A 17076-nucleotide genomic window follows, 5' to 3' on the forward strand; every position below is an offset into this window, starting at 1 on the left:
TCCTCCGGTCGCTGATGATCACTGAGCAAGTCGCGATCCCTACCACACAAACCATGATCAACGATCAAGAGCTCGACGCCTCACCGCCAACCATGCACGAGGTCGTAAGGGCTGTCCCGTAAATGATCTTTGATGTGTCTCGCTGGCGCGCCGCGCGTTCGTCTATCCGACAAGGTTGAGGTTGTGGAGGCGGGCGATGCCGAGCATGGCGTGGTGGACACTATCGCCTTTGAGGCGGCAGTCGCGGAGGATCCTCCTATTCTCCATGCGGACGAAGACGTGCTCGACACGGGCCCGGACACTCCTGTGTGAGGGTTCTGATCCTCTTTCCAGGCGGGCAGTTCCTCGTCCTTGCGCTTGCGGTAGCAGGGGATGACCAAGCCGACGCCCAGGTAGCCGCCATCGGCGATCGTAGTGATCTTCCCGATGGCGGATCGGCGCAGGATTCCTTCCATGCCTTGCTGTCCATGGCGGTTGGTGGGCACCGGCCGGCCGATCATTCCTCAGGAAAGACAAGTGGGGCACGGCGATATGACTGCGAGAGTATGTCCAAGCGGTATCCAGGCCAGAGTGCATCGTCGTCGCTGACGATGAGCTGACCTAGTCGGCGCACTAGCAGAAGGTCCTCACTATCACGATGTAGAGCCGCATCCCCCTCGATTCGATCCAACAGGATGGAAACTTGCCGGATCATGTCACTTGCCTGCTGGATCCTATCGCGCAGGTTGTGAAACCTGAAGATGATCCAAACAGTTGCATCGACGAGAACCTCCGCAAGCATTGGATCCGGCCCTCCTCGCTCATATTCTCCCACTCGGACCCACGTGCCGTGCACCGTGGCTTCCCCTTCGAGTAATTGCTCTGGGGTGCAAAAAGCGTGGAACAGTCCAGTCTCTTGAGCCGCCTCGGCGAAAATGCGAGCAACGGACACCGGCGACAAGGCTGTCACTATCTCGTAATCATAGACAATGGCCATACGGAAGACCTCCTGAATCACCTTGGCCAGAGACGAGAAATGTCGCCATCGCCATTTATCATGATGACCTCCTTTGGTCGATTGTGCGGATGCCGCTCCAAGTCCCTCAGGATCACGTCAGGCTCAACCGGGCAATCCACCATGGACAGCACGATTCGGTCGGCCTGCCCACGCTCGACCTTTTTCCTCATCTTTTTTCTGATCCCTGCAGGCTTATCGGTTGACGGTGCGTATCCATCGAAGATTCGCCCCTCTATGCGATAGTCAGGTTTTTTACCTCCTGGCACTGCAGGATTTTGTTCGATGTCGTACCCCTTCTTGGCGAGAATAATCGCTGCCTCATTCTCGCGCCTAAGATTTCTTTTTCCGCCTGCGTCTTGGGCTGGAGGTATTGCAGTCGGAGTTCCACGCGGAAGGGCGTCGACGTCTGGTCGCCCAGACGGCGTTGTGCGATCTAGCTCGATTGTCTCATTTCGGTCAACCTTTTGCGCACTTTCCGGGCTGGGCGGGGGCGTGCGTGTTTCTGCTTCTTTGGACGCCTGCGATGAAGGGGTCGCCTCTGCGAGGTTGTCCTGTCTCTTCTCGGCTTGTGGGGCTGCTGGCTGCGCGACGTCGGGCATGCCGTTTTTCACTAGTCCCACTGATGCCTGCTCACGGCGCAGAGGCCGAATCTCGCGGAATTTTCGAGCTGCAGCAGGTAATGGTGCTGCCCCCTCTGTAGCATGACGTGCGGCGCTCGCATCGTCCCCGGAGGGGAGCGGGTCAGGGGATGAATCTTTTTCGGCCGATGCGGCATGGTCAGGTTTCATCAGATGTCCGGTCAGACAGAGCCAGGTCCAGGACGACGAGAGGCCAGGTGGTGCCAAGATTGAGGAAGCGCGTGGCGGACAAATACCCGTCTTCTGTCTCGGGGGAATGGGTGAGACGGGCGAGCGCCGCAGCATAGGCAGGGTGATCCCCGCCTGTAATAGTCGAGTGGTCGGGGAGCCAGGAGTCAGGACGGTCGCTGAGGTGGGCGAGCTGTTGGCTGATGGTGGCACCGAAGAGATGCAAGCCGCGCTTGCGCCAGGTGGCGGTGTCGGGGTGGGGCCCCGCATCAGGATCCGCAGCACTCTGTAGAGCGTGGAAGACGTCAGCCCACCGATATACTCCGGCTTGCCAGTGAGTTTCTGTGCCGTCGCAGGGTGTACTGGCTCCGGCGAGGGTGGCGTGGGCAGAAGTATTGAGATGCTGAGCGAGAGCCTCAGGTTGGTAGTAGGGGGTAAGGCCGGTGTATCGGTTGTCGACGGCTTGTTGGATACGTTGAGCGAGGGCGCATTCAAGCGTGCGACGCCCGGCTCGGTCGGTAAGGCCCATGACCCAAGCCTTGTCGGGGCGTGGGGCGGGCTCGCCTACGAGGTGGGCGATGGTGAGGAGTTCGATCCACAGGGTTAGACGGGGGTCGTCGGCCAGCAGTTCCGCCCGGTTGATCTCACGCAGCAGGCACGGACGGGATCCGCATTGTGGGCCGCAGGCAACGCTCCGGCTCCTGAGAATTGCAGGTGCGACGGTGCCAGGGCCAGGGTCCTCGTGCCCTTCCCCGAGTGGGACGGCGATGCGCATGGGCCGGTCCATGCCGTCGGTGAAGATCACGGCCCGGCCTGGGGGAAGAGAGACGATGTGGCGTGACTGGGGCTCGTCGAGGTTCATGGTGGCGCCGACCGCTTCGCGGTCGTCGGCGGCGGGCAGCCGGTGGATGATCTTCAGGGCGGTGTTCTTGATGACTTCGTCGGCGATCTTTGCGGGGATCTGTTCTGCGACGATGATGCCTTCGCCGTAGGCGCGGATCTCCGCCAGCAGCGCGGTGAACAGCTCGACGGCGTGTGCGGCCGGGGAGCCGGGCTCGACCCGTTTCAGCAGCCGGTGGGCTTCCTCTACCACCGTGACATGGCCCATAGGCACCGAGCCGGCCGTCTGGGTGCGGCGGGTGCGTAGGTGCTGGTGGAGGCGGATGAGGATGGTGCCGATGAAGAACGCTTTGTCCTGATCGTTGCCGACGTCCTCGATCTCCAGGACGACGTTGTGGTTGAGCAGGTCAGCGACGTCGAGGGGGTGACCGCCTTCGAAGAAGCGGCCGGGGGTGCCCAGGCGTAGGGAGCTGAGGCGGACGTCGATGAAGCCGCGGACGTTGTCGCTGATTTCCTTGCCGTAGCCGATGCCTTCGACAACGTTCAGGGCGGTGCGCTGGAGGTCGGCCAGCGTGGGGTAGCGGGGGGTGACGCCGGGCAGCCGGGATTCGGAGAGTACGGGGTCCCAGCCGAAATCCGTGTAGCAGCGGGTCAGGGCATGGCTGAGGACCTGGGGGAAGGGTTCGTCGGCTTCGAACGCGGCGAGGAAGAGGGCGCGGACGAGGTCGATATGGGTCTGGAGAGGGAAGCCGGGTTCGGGCTCGAGGGGGTTGAGGCCGACGGCGCGGGCGTCGGGGTCGCCGGGCCGGATGACAGTGAGCTGCTCCCCGCCGATGCGGCCAGCCATCGCGGCATATTCAGCCTTGGCCGGTTCGATGACCAGCCATGGGATACCGGCGTGGTGGAGCTCTTCGAGGAGGTGACGCACCGTCTGGCTCTTGCCGGCTCCGGTGGCTCCGGCGACGAAGGTGTGGCGATTGAGGGTGGCCAGGGTAACGCCCAAGGGGCCCGTCGGCTGGTCGGCATCGTCCAGGACCTCCCCGAGGTGGATGGGGCCGTCGCGTTCGGGGGTGACGTCGAAGGCGGGTGGTTCGATCAGCCGGATGCCGGGCAGTTCGCGGCGGGGTGGGCGGGCCAGGGCGGCCAGCAGTTCTGTGCTGGCGGGGAAGGGCGAGCGCAGCTCGTCCACCGCCCTTGATGTGTTCTCGCTGGTGAGGTTCGTGCCGACTGTGCTGGCGGCCTGGTCGAGAGGGAGGGTGTGTCGGTCGGGGCGGAGGGTGTACGGGAGGTTGTCCAGGTCGCTGGCTGCGCACAGCAGGGCGGCTGCGGTACGTGTGCCCGGTTCGTCGGCGCCGCCGACGAGGATGTGCACGTTCCACATGCCGGTGGCGCGTGAGCGGCTCAGTTCCCGGTAGCGGGCTTGTGCGCGTTCCAGGGCGACGCGGTCGGGTTCGGAGTTCTCCCGCTGCCGCAGCCTTGGGATCGCGGTGGACAGGGCGAGCATCTCCCGCTCCAGTACCTGGGCTGGAAGGGGTTCGGCGATGACCAGCCAGGCGAAGGGACCGGTCAGGTGGGCCACGTAGTCGTCGAATCCGCCCCGCCGCAGCTCGCGTTCGGTCTGCCGCCCGGTCCACAGGGCGTCGATGTGGCCCAGGCAGCGCAGCCATACCGGCAGGCGGGCCAGCGTCTCCAACACCTCTCCGGGCTCGAGGGCGACGCCGCGTGCCCCGGGGGGGTAGAGGACGCGGTGGTGGGTCCCTGGTGCCCTCTTGCCGGCCGGGGGGAAGAAGGGGTGGCCCCCGGTCAGGAACCGCAGGTGTTGCTCGCTCTCGGGTCGGTGCCAGGCCACGGCGATGGCGGCTCCGGGTGCTTCCTGGAGGGTGAGCTCTGTGTGTGCGGCGGTCAGTGCTGCGAACAGCTGCCCCGCGAGTGGGTCCTTCTGACCGGGCTGGTTCGGATGGTGCGGGGAGGAGAGGATGTGGTGAAAGGCGAAGCGGTTCAGCAGGTTCATCGCCGGTACGCTCCCTGGTGCGTGTGCGGAGCGGGGGCGACGCGGTCCAGCAGCGTGATTCCCGGATTGCAGTCCCCGGCTATGGTCCGCCGGCCTGCGGGCGGGTTTTCTACCAGGATGAACGCGGTGGGGGGCAGGGACTGGATCGTGGTCGGTTTCACCTCGAACTCGTAGACCCGGGCTTGCGTGGTGCTGTGGCTGGTGGAGTCCGCCTGGGAGAGGTTGGCCGTCTCCTGCCAGGAGTGGCCCCGGGAGGCCGTCAGGGAGTCGGAGACGGTCCATCGCCTCGGGTTGCGGTCCCAGGGCCAGGTCCAGCCGCGGCTGCGGAGGAAGCTGACACCCGTGGTGGCACCGGTCTGCTCACTGGTGCCGATGCTGTGGCCGGCACCTGCGGTAAACGTGCGGCCTGTCTGTGCGGTGACCTGGCTGAGGACCATTTTGTGGCCGCGGCCGATGAACTCCGCGGCAGCTGCGGCGTCCTGCGCGTTGCCCAGCCGCATCAGCACGGCCGCGCTGTCCGAGCTGCCCAGCAGTTCCTTCAGTTCTCCGCGCAGCCGCTCCAGCATCAGCACCAGGCGTACTCCGGTGCGCCGGCACTGCCGCGCCAGCGCCTCCAGGTTTTCCAGGCCCAGCCTGTCCGCACCGGCGATCACCAGTGCTGCGTGCTGGCCGGGGAGGCCGGGGGCGCGCAGGTCGTGCAGCAGGCGGTGGAACACCACCCGGTCCAGGAGATCCTTGCGGCGGTGCTGAGAGTGTGCGGTGGTGATCACTGTCAGGCCGGTTGGCGGCCACAGGCGGGCGAGCGCGCCGGATGCGGCAGCGGTGGGAGGAGTGTCCAGGCTTTCCTCCCGGCCCAGCAGTTTGAGCGTGGCAGCCAGGAATCGCAGTTCGTCCTGAACTTGCCCGGTGCTACCGACAGTGTCCACATGGAGCGATAGCGCGGTCACCTCCGAGGCCTGCAGCGGGCCTTGCTCGTTGGCAGGGTCGTAGGTGCGCTGCAGGACTTCCAGTCCCGCCACCAGCCGCCGGAACGTCAGCGGGGGGGCCAGCCGGGTGACGACCGCCTCGATCAGCTCCGCGTCCAGCGTGCGCAGGTCCCCCCGGCTCTCCGGGCGGCGGGCGGTGTGGACGGCCTGTGCCAGCACATCGGCCACCTGGTCCGCGCCCATGCCGCCCAGCAGGTCCAGGCGGGCTGCCTGTGCGGGCAGGTCAATGTGTGTCACCGCATCACCTACGGCGGCGGTCAGTTCCGCAAGGCCACTGGCGACATCCTGCTCGCTGAGATCCACCACCAGCAGGCCCCGGCGCGGAGACAGCAGAGACGTCCCCCACGTCGCCAGCAGGCTGGCCCATCCGTCAGCCGTCCCCCCGAAGACGTCCACCCGGCTGGGCCCTGACCACAGCCCCACGGGATGCCACAGAAGCGCCGCTTCCACCCGGGCACGTTCCGCCTCGTTGTGCGCCGTCACGCGCGCCCGCCACCGCAGCACCTCCTCCTCGAAGCGGCGATACCCCTCCTTGCGCGCAACCGCTGCCCGTGCCTGGACAGACCTGATCCGCCACACCGGGAACACGACCGGTACTACGGACACCGATACGCCTGCGACGAGCACTACAAGGCCCGCCCCGGGTACCGCGACCGTGGCCAGCAGCCAGACAGCGCCGGTGAGCGCCAGCGCCCGCGGCAGACGCCTTACACCTTTTGCCCGCCAGGCCTCCAGCCTTGCAGTGTCCGGCGGCCTGGGCTCCCGCCACACCGGGAAGCCGTTCGCCTCCGGGCTAGGGACCGGTGCCGGAGGCAGCACATACTCCCAGCCCCACCTCTCGGCGGGCGCAGACAGACGTACCGCCAGCTCGTAGCTCTCGCCCCTGCCGGTCGACCGGCTCTCTAGTAAGGCATCCACGCCGCCACGCGCTCCAGATAGCACGGTCACACCGCCTTTCCGCGGTTACGGCAGAAAGGGCGCCCTTGCTGAGTGCATATTCCGGAGGCACCGAGCAAAAGGGCGTCAGTGTCGGCACAGCCCCGTGCTGCGCTCGTCCAGAGGCGTGTGACGAGTTCCTTCTCCATAAAGAGTCCCACCGGAATAAAGATGGCCAGGAGTTGACCCCGGCATACTGCAGGGCGCGGCTTGCTGATCACCGCTGGAAGGCAGGGTTGGGCTGGCGCAGGTCCCGCCCGATCTCACTCAGCCAGCGGCCTCGACAGCCGGTATGGAAAGACGGTAAGGAACTCCGCGCTGCTTCTCCTATGCGCACGACGCCCAATTCCAGCAGCAGGACTGCCCACGGTGCACAACCCATTGCAAGGGAAGAGATACAAGAAACGCTGCTACTCCACGGGGTACGGGAGTCGGCCCAGGAACTGGTGATGGGGGATGCGGCCGGTGATGTGGAGGGCGTGGAAGAGGTCGTGGACGCCGGGGCCGCCGCTCAGCAGGTCGCGGTTGAGCAGGCGCTGGGCGGTCTGCAGGCGGTTGCGTACGGTGTTGCGGGCGACGCCGAGGCGACGGGCAGTCTGCTGGGCGTCGGTGTTGGCCTGGATCCATGTGGTGAGCGTGGTCAGCAGGTCACCGCTGTGCGGGTGTTGCTGGAGCGGCTGGAGGAATCGTGTGGCCCACTTGCCACCGTCGTCTGCGCTCGCCACGCACAGCTCCCGGGTCAGGCCCAGCACCTCAGCCCGGTCCACCGGGCCATGGTTGCCGGTCGCGGCGGGCCGGTCGCTGGCCGGAGGGGCGATCCTCAGCGCCAGGGTCACCATGGCGCGGGAGGCGATGTGATCCAGGTCCAGTCCCAGCGCGCGTTCGGCGTTGTGCAGGTGTGTGGTGACGGTGTTGCGGTGGACGCCCAGCAGGTTGGCCACCCCGGCGCGGCGGAACTGAAGCGCCAGGCGGGTGATGTCGGCTGTCAGCCGGGGCAGGAGATCCAGCGGCTGCAGAAGAGAGCGCGCCCAGCGGCGGGCCAGGTCGCGCGGCAGCACCTCCTCCAGGGAAGGTTGACCTTGGAAGATGGCGCGGCGCCCGGTGCTGGTGACCGCGGCGGCCAGGGCGTGGCGGGCCTGGTCGTACGCCGCGGCTGTCTCCTCCAGTGGGTGGGGTCTGCTGATACCCAGGGCATAGCGGGAGTTGTCCTGGACGAGGGTGTGCAGGAAGGCGAGCATGCCTCGCTGTTCGGTACCGGGCGGTTCGTTCTCGTCCTCTCCGGCCAGGCCGATGAGCTGCTCGTTCCAGACCGGGCAGCGCACCAGCAGCCCCCGGCCGTGAAAGCCGGTGTGATCCTGGTACGCCTGCGCGATACGGTCCCGTTCTCCCGGAGAGCAGCGCAACAGGCACACCCGTACTCTCCCGGCTTCCAGCAGTGCCGGCACCGCCCCGGTGGACAGACGGCGGGCCAGAGTGACATCCCCGGCCATCAGCGTCATGAACACTGCCAGCCTCACCTGCTGAGCCTTGTGCTGGTAGGCCGCCCACGCCTGCTCAGCCTCTCTCGCGCGGTGCGCCGCAGCCAGCACACTGCCGGCGTGTGAGGCAATCGCCACCGCCTGCCGGTCCGGCACCCGCTCACAGGCGAGTATCAGCACCGGCCGCGGAAGCTTTGCTCCGAACGCTTCCAGCAGCACGTGGACGTCCCCCGCCCGGGTAGCCACCGATGCCGTACCGCCGTCGGCGAGCTGTATCCGCGCCCTCTCCACCGATTTCAGGACATCTTCTGGGAAGCCGCACGTCGCCGCTACCACTGAGCCGTCCCCTGCCATCAGTGCACATTCCATGCCCAGTCGCTCGCGCAGCCAGCCTGCCACCGCCTCAAACCCTGAGGGAGCCTGCGGCCTGCGGGCGACCCGCCCGAGCAGCATCACCAGCTCACCGAGTACGCCGCCCGGGGACTGCATGCCCGAGACGCCCTCCACCAGACGCTTCTCTCCCGAAGAGGATGCTCCACCCGGCCTGATCCGGACAGAAAAGGGCTTCACTGGTCCCAGTCTTGCCACCACACCCCCCAACCGGCAGGGCGCGAAACAGCCAACCCGGGAGCACGGGAGCACACCCGGAGCGCAAACACTGAACAGTGCCGCATTCCGCGTTCCCTGATTGGCGACGGCCAGCTGCGCGCGCAGCCTGGGAGCCAGCAGTTAGTGCCGCGGCTGGGAGGGGTGCTACCGGTTTCTGGTAGCTGGTTTCGGTAGCATCGTGGGTATGTCTGGGTTGACGATCACGTTCACTGACGAGGAGCTTGCGGCGCCCCACGCCGCCCGGCCCGGACACCACCGGCTCCGAGCGGGTGCCGTAGAGGCCACACGGCGGCGCGCTGCACATCAGTTGATCGGCCGTTCATCGGTGTCCCGACTCACGGTCAGGCACAAGACGCTCTGCTCAGCGAAACGGTAGTCACCTACCCAGGCCCTGCGAGTGCCGACTCCTTGCCCGGCTGCCGCTCCGCCCCAGCCACTTCGCGGTCTCGCCCGGCCTCAGCAGCCTCCGCGCGCAAGGCGGCGACCAGCGCGCGACTTCTTAGCTCCGATGCCCAGGCGCTTCCGCAAGTTCTCCGCAGAGATCGGTCGACGGTGCACCCGCCAGTGGCTGGCATCCTCGACCCGGGCCCGCTCCATAAGCTCGCTCTCAATGGGAGGAGGCGTCTTCCTGCGGTGTCGAGCGCGTGTCCCAGGAACCGACGGCGGCGGCGTATCAGCACGAGGGGCCGGCGGCGCGCCTTCCGGGCCACCGCCGGACAGCCGCGAACGGACGCCGGTCAGTTCCGTCCCGCTGGCGGTTCGCTGTGCGGCGGGAATCTCGATCTCAGGTGCCTTCCCCGCATTCTCGACCGTGGGTCCCGGAGACGATGCCTCGCTGGCCAAGTCCCGGTCGTCCTTGCTCACCCCCGGGGGGCTGGGCGCCTCCGGCATGAGCATGCCGCCGGGTATGCGCGCTTCAGCGGGCGGGCTGCCTTCAGGTTGGTGACTTGCCGGGCGGGGTGCGAGGAGTTCGACGGAGAGCAGGAGGGCGATCGGTGGCCAGCCGGCGACCAGGACGGGTTGCCAGTCGAGCGTCGGGGCGGCGGCGATGTTGGCCGCGAGCGATACTGCGCTGCCCAGCAGGAAGGCCAGCCACATGGCCCCGCGCGTGCGGCGGGTGGTGTGCCGGCTCGGGCTGAGCAGGCCCATGGTGACGAGCAGCAGCAGGCCGTCCACGGACAACGGCCACAGCGTCGCGCTGGTCTGGTCGGCACCGCCCTGGAGCGCGAAGTCACGCTGGTGCACGTACGAGGCATACGCGGCCACCGCCGCCACCACCGCCGCGCAACCCCGCCGCACCCATGCGTCCGCGCCCGATTCGACGGCTGAACGGGGGTCGGGACGGTGTACAGCCTTTTCCACAGGGTGTGAGTGCGGTGCTCGGCGCTCCCCGGCGGATATAACGTCACGCATCGCGCACCCCGCATCCCCGGCAGCGGCGTGGCAGGGTCATCGCGGCGGAAACGACCAGCTCGCGTGGGGCGCCAATGTCGTGCATGCTGTCGGAATCCCGTTGGCGGCGCCGACCCGCGAAGCAGGTCTCGCAGCCCACCAACAGGGCAGCGCACGCCGGCTCCCCCAGCCGTTCACCCACCAGCATCCCGCACTCGATCACGGACCGGATGTTCAAGCCGGGTACCGGCGCCAACCGAACTATCGAGCCCTGCTTCGACGAAGAGGGGCTGGCCATCATCGCCCCCCCTTTCACGACAGCAGGCTCAAATCGCCCCTCGATGACCAGGCGGCCCGCAAGAACTTGCTGGTCAGGCGTGCGACCATCTGTGTGGCGCCCTGCCGGGGGCACTCGCCAGACCACCTACCCAAAGTGTCAGGTGACCTGCGCGGATGCCGACAGAAGAGGGCGGGAGTCAGTCTCACTGACTCCCGCCCTCTCTCGTTGTCTTTCACTGTTCGCGCACTATCTGCGATACACGCGACACACCCTGCCCCAGCGCCACGTACAGGCCCCGACTTGCCTTGATCGGCGAGAGGCAGACACCGCAAACTCCGGTGTGCACACCCCTCCCCCGCTGTCATGATGAGTAGAAGGTCAGCACCGACTCTCAGACATCGGGGTCAACAGTGGCTAGGCGAGAACTACTCGAAACTCCGGAACGATTCACAAAATCAGCTTCCGACTTCTACGCGCAGCATTTCATAAACCTGATGACTTTCAGTCTCACCGAAATGGCCATGAAGGCTCACAGGAGGTTCCTCACCTCTACCGCCAAAGTTCTAGGCGGAGACACAAAGGAACCCCAGGAGGTCTTTCCAGAGCAGTTTAGGACGCTCGACCTGTACGGCGAATTCTTGAGCGAGACTAGGCCGGCGCGTCGAGAAATGACGTTGTCCCGAAGCGTCGACAACTTCCTGTCCTATATCTCAGATATTCTGACGCAAGCCATTGTGACTCGCCCGCACCTACTTAAAACCCGGGAGCAGGTCACCCTAGAAGAGGTACTCAAACATGCCTCCCTGGAAGACTTTGTCAGGTGGGCGGCAGAGAGGCGCGTGAATCAGCTCTCCTTCAAGGGACTCAAAGAAATTTCTGATTACGTAGAGAGCCGACTCGGACTGAAGTTTCACACCTCTGACGACGACTGGACGACACTGAACAAGGCGGTCGCTGTCAGGAACATCGTGGTCCATCGTCGCGCGATCATCGACGAGCGTTTTCTCTGGTCCGTCAAAGAGCCAGGATTGAAACTCGGCAAGAAGTACGAAGTCAGCCAGGACGACATGGCGGAAAGCATGAAATGCGCCATGCGAATGGTACGCGAATTCGATGCACGTATCACCGAAAAGTTCGACCTTCCACTCCTGAATGCAAGCGACCAGTCATGGTACGAGGAGGGCGCACACTCTGCCGCTGCATACGAAAAGGAAGTTGCGGTGCAAGACGAATTGAGCCTTGCACCGCAAACCGACGATCAATCGTCACCCTCTTGATAGAGCGACCTCTCGATCTTGGCGTTGGCCAGTTCCTCATGGCCGTCGATACAACCGTGATACCGGCGGTGGATCACCTCAGGAGAGTTGCCGACGCGCCGCGCAACTTCCGCGATCGGAACCCCCGCGTTCAGCCACCGCGTGATGCATGCATGCCGCAGGTCGTACGGGCGCCCGGCCAACGGCGAGTCGACGCGCTCAGGTGGGAGCGCGTACTCCCGCGCTTCCTCCCACACCCGCCAATAGGTGGATGAGCCGACCACGCCCCCACGCTCGTGTTCCGACCGGGCGGTGTGAGCCGGGAGTGCACACACGGTTCGTCCCTTGCCGTGCACGGTGGCAAGCACCCCGTTTCCCTCCATCTGGGCGAGGACTCGGCGCACCGCGGTCCGGGAGGCTCCGAACCGCTCACACAGCTTCGATTCGGACGGGTACGCATCACCGACCGACAGGGAGTCTTCTTGGATCACGTCCGTCATGCGCTCCGCGAGCGACCGGCGGTCGCCTCCCCGGACCACGCGCCACCCGATGCCGGGAGCGGACTCGACAACCCCGTCAGCTTCGAGAACCTTGAGCGCCCGACGGATCGTGTTCCGAGAGACTCGGTGTGAGTCCATCAGGTGTGCCTCCGACGGCAACGTCTCCATGCCTCGCTGTGCCTGAACCTCGCTTCGCAGTGCCTCCGCAATGACCAGGTAGGTTCCGCGCGGACTGGCCTCCGGCACTTCGGCTCCTCTCACTCTTCTTCGCTCGCTGCCAAGGGTGCCACGAGGCACACAACACGTCATCGGACGGGCAGTGTCCTGCCTGTCCGGCTGTCCGGATACGTCACTGACCTGGGACAAGAGACCGGACAGGTGAAGGGCGGGCTGTCCGGGCTGTCCGCTTACCCGCGCTACGGCTTCCCCCACGGGCGTCGCCCGGCATGATCGGCCGACCAAGTGATAAGGGAACTTGCTCGAAGTACTGACGCGCAGCGCACATCTGTGGAAACATCCCGCTATGTCTTGGCAGATGGCTCTGGAATACCTACGCACACTCGTCTGGCCAGCCGTTGTGCTGACTCTTGGCTTCACCTTCAGGAAGCAACTAGCATCCCTGTTCGGTCGCGTCGAGTCAGTTGAGACTCCTCTTGGGACAGTTGCCTTTGAAAAGCAAGCTGATGCAGTTGCTCAGGAAGCTGCCGAAATCGGGAGTGAAATGGCAAGCGAACTAGCAGCGGCAGAGACAGTACATCCGGTGATAGAGGATACAGAGAAACCTCAAATCCCGAGCGAGAAACCGCAACAGATCACACGGCCGCTATATTCAGCTAGCGATCTTTCGGACCTGTTCGAGCTTGCCGAGACGGAGACGACCGCCGCAGTCATGGCCGCATGGCGCGAGGTAGAAAGGGCCTTGAAGGCCGCTGGGATAAAACACGGGGTTGCCCGGATATCTCCGCAGACCCTGTCCGGCATGGGCTTGCTCTCCGATGAGCTCGCCCGCTCAGTCGAGGATCTGCGCCACCTGCGGAACCGAGTCGTCCATGAAGGCGATATCCTTCTGACCAAAAGCGGTGCACGATCCTATATCACAGCCGCGCAGCGCATCGTGGAAGCCTTGGAGCTGTCGCAGGATCCAAGGTTCCAAGCCCTTCAATATGAACGGTCCGTGATTGACGCCCTAAGGCGCGCGGGGCTACCTGCCGAACCAGGGAACAGGGACGACGAATTTGACGCTTACGGGCAGACGCCAACCGGGAGCACGATCGCGGTAGAAGTCAGATTCCGCCGCCGGGGAGTGCTACGGATGCGCGATATCGAGAAGGTAGTTTCCAAGCTTCCCTCCCTTGCTTTCAATGTGCTGATAGTAACCAACGCGCCACTTTCCGAAGATGTGCGTAAGTTCAACCAAACCTACGACGCCCGACCTCGATGCGAGGTAGTGCAGTGGCAGGGCGATGAGGACACATCGTTGCTGGTTCGGGCCATTGGGCGCCTGGCCGGTTCATCGGTGCGCCAGGCAAGAGGGCTGTAACACCTGGGGAGGACCTCTCGGCGAGCACACCCCTGCCCTGCCCGCACCGAGGACGTCCGATAGCACTTTTTGCGGCGCCCGCGGCAGCCCCAACGATGGTTGACGTCGATCTGAATAGAGCAAGGGAGCAAAAACATGACCGAGCGACGAATCTACCTCGACCCTGATCCGCGCGACCGGCGCTCCCGCAGGATCGATGTCCGAGCCTCCCGGTGGTACGCCAGCGTCGTACTCAACCGCGATGAGTACGTCTACGCTGCGACGCAGCATGGGCGCTCTCCGGAGCTGCCGAGCGCGTACACAGAAGCCATCGACAGGGCTCGAAGTGCTTCCATGGATCGCATCTGTTACGACGGCTACTCTGGCGGCTTCTCCTGGGGTAATGGCCCGAGCTGGATCACGTTATTTGTTCAATTTTCACAGGTCGATACTGCAGTCGAAGCGCTGCGCGCCGCCGAGCTGGACCACGATTACAGCAAACTCCACGCCCTAGCCGACTCTCTGGCTCTCCCCGTCGATGACTGGCTCGCTCCCGGCGAGCGTGAGCTGGTCCGCGGCGTACATTTCCATTCACCCCCCAGTTCGTTCCTGAACTTTCTGAGGAGTAAAGCCAGCGGGTATGGGCTACGCCTCAACGCTCGGGCGACTGCTGGGAGCGTGTGGGTTCGCCCTACGCTACCGGACATCGAAAAGATGGTTCGGGAGAAATCCCCTGAACAGTACCCAGGATGGGTAGACCGCTGGACGGGGTACATTGAATCCGATACCGCGCCGATCCGGCCGTGGGTTGGTGGCCGAGAACAGGATCTCAGCTACGGCGCGAGTCCGGTCCAATTCCACGCGGCAAACGTTCCCACCTTCGACAGCTGCCGATGCGGCAAGAGGCTGCAAGAGTCATCGGACGATGGTAAAGCGCACGCAGCCCACCACACGGTGTGGGAGTTCGGCATCCGAGCACCCAAGAACCTGATGTGGTTGGGAGAGCTGGCCGTTGTGACGACCGAATCACCAATCACCTGGCGAAGGCTCGCCTACAAGGTGGCACGATGGCCGCAGGTAGAGAACCACTATGACTTCCGCTCATGGTCCCACATCGATAAGCCGGAAGTGACCCAAGACAACTTTCGGTCCTACCTCTTGCGGGCAAACGATCGTGTCATCGGCTACCTGGCTGCCCACGACACCAACGAGCACCGTCATTGGGACCTGGACGGTTCGCGATACGACGGAGAAGACAACACCCTGCGACCGCGCATCATCCTGATCTGGGTGGCAGGTGCCTACCGTCATCAAGGCATCGGCGGCACGCTCGTGCGTGCACTCGCCGACGACTTCGGATGCAAGATTGCCGACGTTTCCTGGTCATCCCCAATCAGCCCTGCGGGCCGACGTCTCGCACGGCGTCTATCACCCGAGGGTGTCTGGGTGAGTTGACCTGATACCAGGAGGGACAAGCGAGGCGCTGGCTCCCTCAGGTCCTCTGCCGGCGGCGGCGCTGGACGGGCTATGAGCGACGGAGTGCCGACTGTCAGCCCAGATAGCTGTAACACCCACCCCGGAGTGTTACAGCTCGTCGGCGGAACCGACTTCTCTCGGTGAGGGCGCAGGAGCCGGAGGCGACTTCCGACTTCGCACTATCTGCGATACAGAAGGGCACCCCAGACCCTCAACGATCAAGGAACTTGCTGGTCAGAACTAATTGGCAAACCGATCTCTGAACGTGCTCCGGAGCCGTGTGCGCAGGTTCGAATCCTGCCGAAGGCACGAACCTGCGCATCACCGAACGGCGGGAGCTCAAACGCCGTCGTCAGCGGGCGGATCCGTGGGGTATTGATTGCAATCCCCTCCGACTGAAACCCCTACGCGGTGGCGCCAGGGAGTGGAGGGATCGGAGGCTCGGCCGAAGCGCCTGTCGCAGGTAGTCCTCAGCCCATCCACTCGACAGGCCCGGCACGCCTGGGAGTCCATCGAGCGTGCGTTCGATTGCTAACGTCATGTTAAAGGACTTTCCGCTCATCTACCCGCACAGCGAGCGGGGCAGTCACCCCGACCATGATCCAGAACTGTTGGATTTCCTGCTACGGACATCCGACCATGCCCAACCCAGCGTGGCAGGCTGCCCCAAGATCCACCCCCGGGACTCCCGGACTGGCTGCGCGCCTGGCGCCTCGACATCGGCAGCCGGCTCCGGGCCGAACGCCTCCACGCCAACCTCACCCAGGAAGCCCTCGCACACCTGGCCGGCGTCGAGCGGACCAGCATCATCCGCATCGAACTCGGGCACAGCTCCCCGCGCCTGGACCGCCTCCTGCGCGTCGCGCACGTCCTCGGTATCGACCCCGCGCGGCTCATGCCCGGCGGGCCCCGGCCCGGCGGCTCCTCCCAGCCGGGCCCCGAGGAGCCCGGCCCCGGGGCCGTGTAGGCGCCTCACGCCGCGCCGCGCGCTATGGTCCGGTACACCCGACCGTAGCTCGCCAGGTGCGCGTGCGAGAGGCAGGCGTGGACCGTGACGACGCGGTCGCCGACGGGCATCGTGCCGGCGATCAGCCGGGTACGGGGCCGGCCGTAGCACACCTGCGTCACCCGGGCGGCGGTGTGGCGGCCCGCGCAGGCGGGGGTACAGAAGCGCCCCACCCGCGCCGGGTGGGGCGATCACTAAGGCCGGTATCCCCATGGGACGCGAGCCAGCACCAGGCCCCGAACCTCACGAGCGCCGTGCTTCCTCAGGAAGGCGCCGACCGTGTGCATCTGCGCCCCCGTCGTGCAGGTGTCGTCGACAAGGAGGATCCTCTTGCCGCGGGCATCGCCATGTAGTTCCAGCTCGCGGGCATGCTCCTGGGCGGCCTGCATCTTGGCGTGCCAGTTCGTACCCGTCACCGCCGAGGTGGTGGTGAGGTTGCGCTTGGTCAGGAATGGCTCATCCTTGGGCGCAAGAGGCCAGCGGTCTGGCTGGTCCTCGATGTCCGCTGCGGCCATGATGCCCTCGATGTGCTGGTGCGGTTGGCGCGCCGGGCTGGTCGGATTGCCGATGATCAGATCGATGCCCTGTACGTCGGCGGCATGCTGCTCCAGCCAGCCGACGATCAGGCGGCCGAAGATGATCGCCCAGCCTTGATTGTCGGCGGAGTACTTGTAGTCGCAGATCACGCGGTACCAGTCGCCGGTGAACATCGCCAGTGCGTGGATGCGGCTGAACCCCCGCTGACCCGGGGGCCAGTGGCATATGGGGTTGCTGCACCGCCCATCACTGCTGCGCAGTTCCTGACTGCACACATGGCAGTGGTGGGCTGCGAGCGGCTCTAAGGAGCGCGAAGCGCAGCCGGCGCAGATTGAGGTCGGGCCGTTGATCATGAACGCGCACCGGGGGCATCGGGGGAAGCCGAGCGGGGCGGGGAGGTCCGGGGCCGTGCACCGCCCCTCAAGGGCAGGTGTGCCCGCCGCGGGG

Annotated in this window: 12 protein-coding genes and 3 pseudogenes; 4 read left to right on the forward strand and 11 right to left on the reverse strand. The window is 65.3% G+C overall.

Features of this window, described 5'->3' with window-relative positions; all coding sequences use genetic code 11:
- Window positions 1-162: 162 nt before the first annotated feature.
- The 7 genes and pseudogenes from BN2279_RS30980 to BN2279_RS29840 all read right to left on the reverse strand — a co-directional run.
- Window positions 163-500: pseudogene (locus BN2279_RS30980) on the reverse strand (transposase); the annotation flags it as partial.
- Window positions 497-976 carry a SitI3 family protein gene (locus tag BN2279_RS29225; protein WP_159037151.1) on the reverse strand — a complete coding sequence of 160 codons (480 nt, stop codon included), beginning with the start codon at window positions 974-976 and terminating at the stop codon, window positions 497-499. The gene BN2279_RS29225 and the pseudogene BN2279_RS30980, both read right to left, overlap by 4 nt.
- Before the next feature lie 17 nt (window positions 977-993).
- The gene (locus BN2279_RS29230) at window positions 994-1596 is read right to left on the reverse strand and encodes a CdiA C-terminal domain-containing protein (protein WP_159037152.1); all 603 of its coding nucleotides are present in this window, start codon (window positions 1594-1596) and stop codon (window positions 994-996) included.
- A gap of 178 nt (window positions 1597-1774) precedes the next feature.
- Entirely contained in the window at window positions 1775-4654 is a 2880-nt protein-coding gene (locus BN2279_RS08600; protein ID WP_059008072.1) for an ATP-binding protein, read from the reverse strand.
- Window positions 4651-6228 carry a hypothetical protein gene (locus tag BN2279_RS08605; protein WP_234347625.1) on the reverse strand — a complete coding sequence of 526 codons (1578 nt, stop codon included), beginning with the start codon at window positions 6226-6228 and terminating at the stop codon, window positions 4651-4653. The genes BN2279_RS08600 and BN2279_RS08605 overlap by 4 nt, the downstream gene beginning before the upstream one ends.
- A 758-nt stretch (window positions 6229-6986) precedes the next feature.
- Window positions 6987-8093: a helix-turn-helix domain-containing protein gene (locus BN2279_RS08610; protein WP_159037153.1), complete on the reverse strand. Its 1107-nt coding sequence runs from the start codon at window positions 8091-8093 to the stop codon at window positions 6987-6989.
- Between the two features lie 1026 nt (window positions 8094-9119).
- Window positions 9120-10025: a DUF2637 domain-containing protein gene (locus BN2279_RS29840; protein ID WP_234347627.1), complete on the reverse strand. Its 906-nt coding sequence runs from the start codon at window positions 10023-10025 to the stop codon at window positions 9120-9122.
- Window positions 10026-10829: 804 nt separating this feature from the next.
- Between BN2279_RS29840 and BN2279_RS08625 the strand changes: the two genes are divergently transcribed.
- The gene (locus BN2279_RS08625; protein WP_159037154.1) at window positions 10830-11612 is read left to right on the forward strand and encodes a hypothetical protein; all 783 of its coding nucleotides are present in this window, start codon (window positions 10830-10832) and stop codon (window positions 11610-11612) included.
- Here BN2279_RS08625 and BN2279_RS27485 read toward each other — a convergent pair.
- Both BN2279_RS27485 and BN2279_RS08630 read right to left on the reverse strand, forming a co-directional pair.
- Window positions 11594-11890 (reverse strand): annotated as a pseudogene (locus BN2279_RS27485) (tyrosine-type recombinase/integrase); the annotation flags it as partial. The gene BN2279_RS08625 and the pseudogene BN2279_RS27485 overlap by 19 nt on opposite strands.
- Window positions 11891-11896: 6 nt before the next feature.
- Window positions 11897-12337, reverse strand: a pseudogene (locus tag BN2279_RS08630) (GntR family transcriptional regulator); the annotation flags it as partial.
- A gap of 289 nt (window positions 12338-12626) precedes the next feature.
- On the opposite strand from BN2279_RS08630, the gene BN2279_RS29235 reads away from it, so the two are divergent.
- The 3 genes from BN2279_RS29235 to BN2279_RS27490 all read left to right on the forward strand — a co-directional run bounded on the left by BN2279_RS29235 (window position 12627) and on the right by BN2279_RS27490 (window position 16053).
- Complete coding sequence (locus BN2279_RS29235) at window positions 12627-13631, forward strand: hypothetical protein (RefSeq protein ID WP_159037155.1); 1005 nt, start codon at window positions 12627-12629, stop codon at window positions 13629-13631.
- 135 nt (window positions 13632-13766) lie between these two features.
- Window positions 13767-15065, forward strand: coding sequence for a GNAT family N-acetyltransferase (locus BN2279_RS28870; protein ID WP_107115518.1), 1299 nt, complete (start codon window positions 13767-13769; stop codon window positions 15063-15065).
- A gap of 739 nt (window positions 15066-15804) precedes the next feature.
- Window positions 15805-16053, forward strand: coding sequence for a helix-turn-helix transcriptional regulator (locus BN2279_RS27490; RefSeq protein ID WP_234347660.1), 249 nt, complete (start codon window positions 15805-15807; stop codon window positions 16051-16053).
- Between the two features lie 5 nt (window positions 16054-16058).
- Here the strand turns inward: BN2279_RS27490 and BN2279_RS08640 are convergent, their stop codons facing one another.
- Both BN2279_RS08640 and BN2279_RS08645 read right to left on the reverse strand, forming a co-directional pair.
- Entirely contained in the window at window positions 16059-16265 is a 207-nt protein-coding gene (locus BN2279_RS08640; RefSeq protein ID WP_059008082.1) for a hypothetical protein, read from the reverse strand.
- A gap of 21 nt (window positions 16266-16286) precedes the next feature.
- Entirely contained in the window at window positions 16287-16802 is a 516-nt protein-coding gene (locus BN2279_RS08645) for a ComF family protein (RefSeq protein WP_059008084.1), read from the reverse strand.
- Window positions 16803-17076: the final 274 nt, after the last annotated feature.

This window comes from Streptomyces specialis (assembly GCF_001493375.1).
In the GTDB taxonomy this organism is placed as follows: Bacteria; Actinomycetota; Actinomycetes; order Streptomycetales; family Streptomycetaceae; genus Streptomyces; species Streptomyces specialis.

What these genes read in the sequence shown, in the direction of transcription:
- BN2279_RS29225 (WP_159037151.1), bottom strand. Translation starts at nt 976, where the DNA reads ATGGCCATTGTCTATGATTACGAGATAGTGACAGCCTTGTCGCCGGTG.
- BN2279_RS29235 (WP_159037155.1), top strand. Translation starts at nt 12,627, where the DNA reads ATGGCTCTGGAATACCTACGCACACTCGTCTGGCCAGCCGTTGTGCTG.
- BN2279_RS28870 (WP_107115518.1), top strand. Translation starts at nt 13,767, where the DNA reads ATGACCGAGCGACGAATCTACCTCGACCCTGATCCGCGCGACCGGCGC.
- BN2279_RS29230 (WP_159037152.1), bottom strand. Translation starts at nt 1,596, where the DNA reads ATGCCCGACGTCGCGCAGCCAGCAGCCCCACAAGCCGAGAAGAGACAG.
- BN2279_RS08600 (WP_059008072.1), bottom strand. Translation starts at nt 4,654, where the DNA reads ATGAACCTGCTGAACCGCTTCGCCTTTCACCACATCCTCTCCTCCCCG.
- BN2279_RS08645 (WP_059008084.1), bottom strand. Translation starts at nt 16,802, where the DNA reads ATGTTCACCGGCGACTGGTACCGCGTGATCTGCGACTACAAGTACTCC.
- BN2279_RS08625 (WP_159037154.1), top strand. Translation starts at nt 10,830, where the DNA reads ATGACTTTCAGTCTCACCGAAATGGCCATGAAGGCTCACAGGAGGTTC.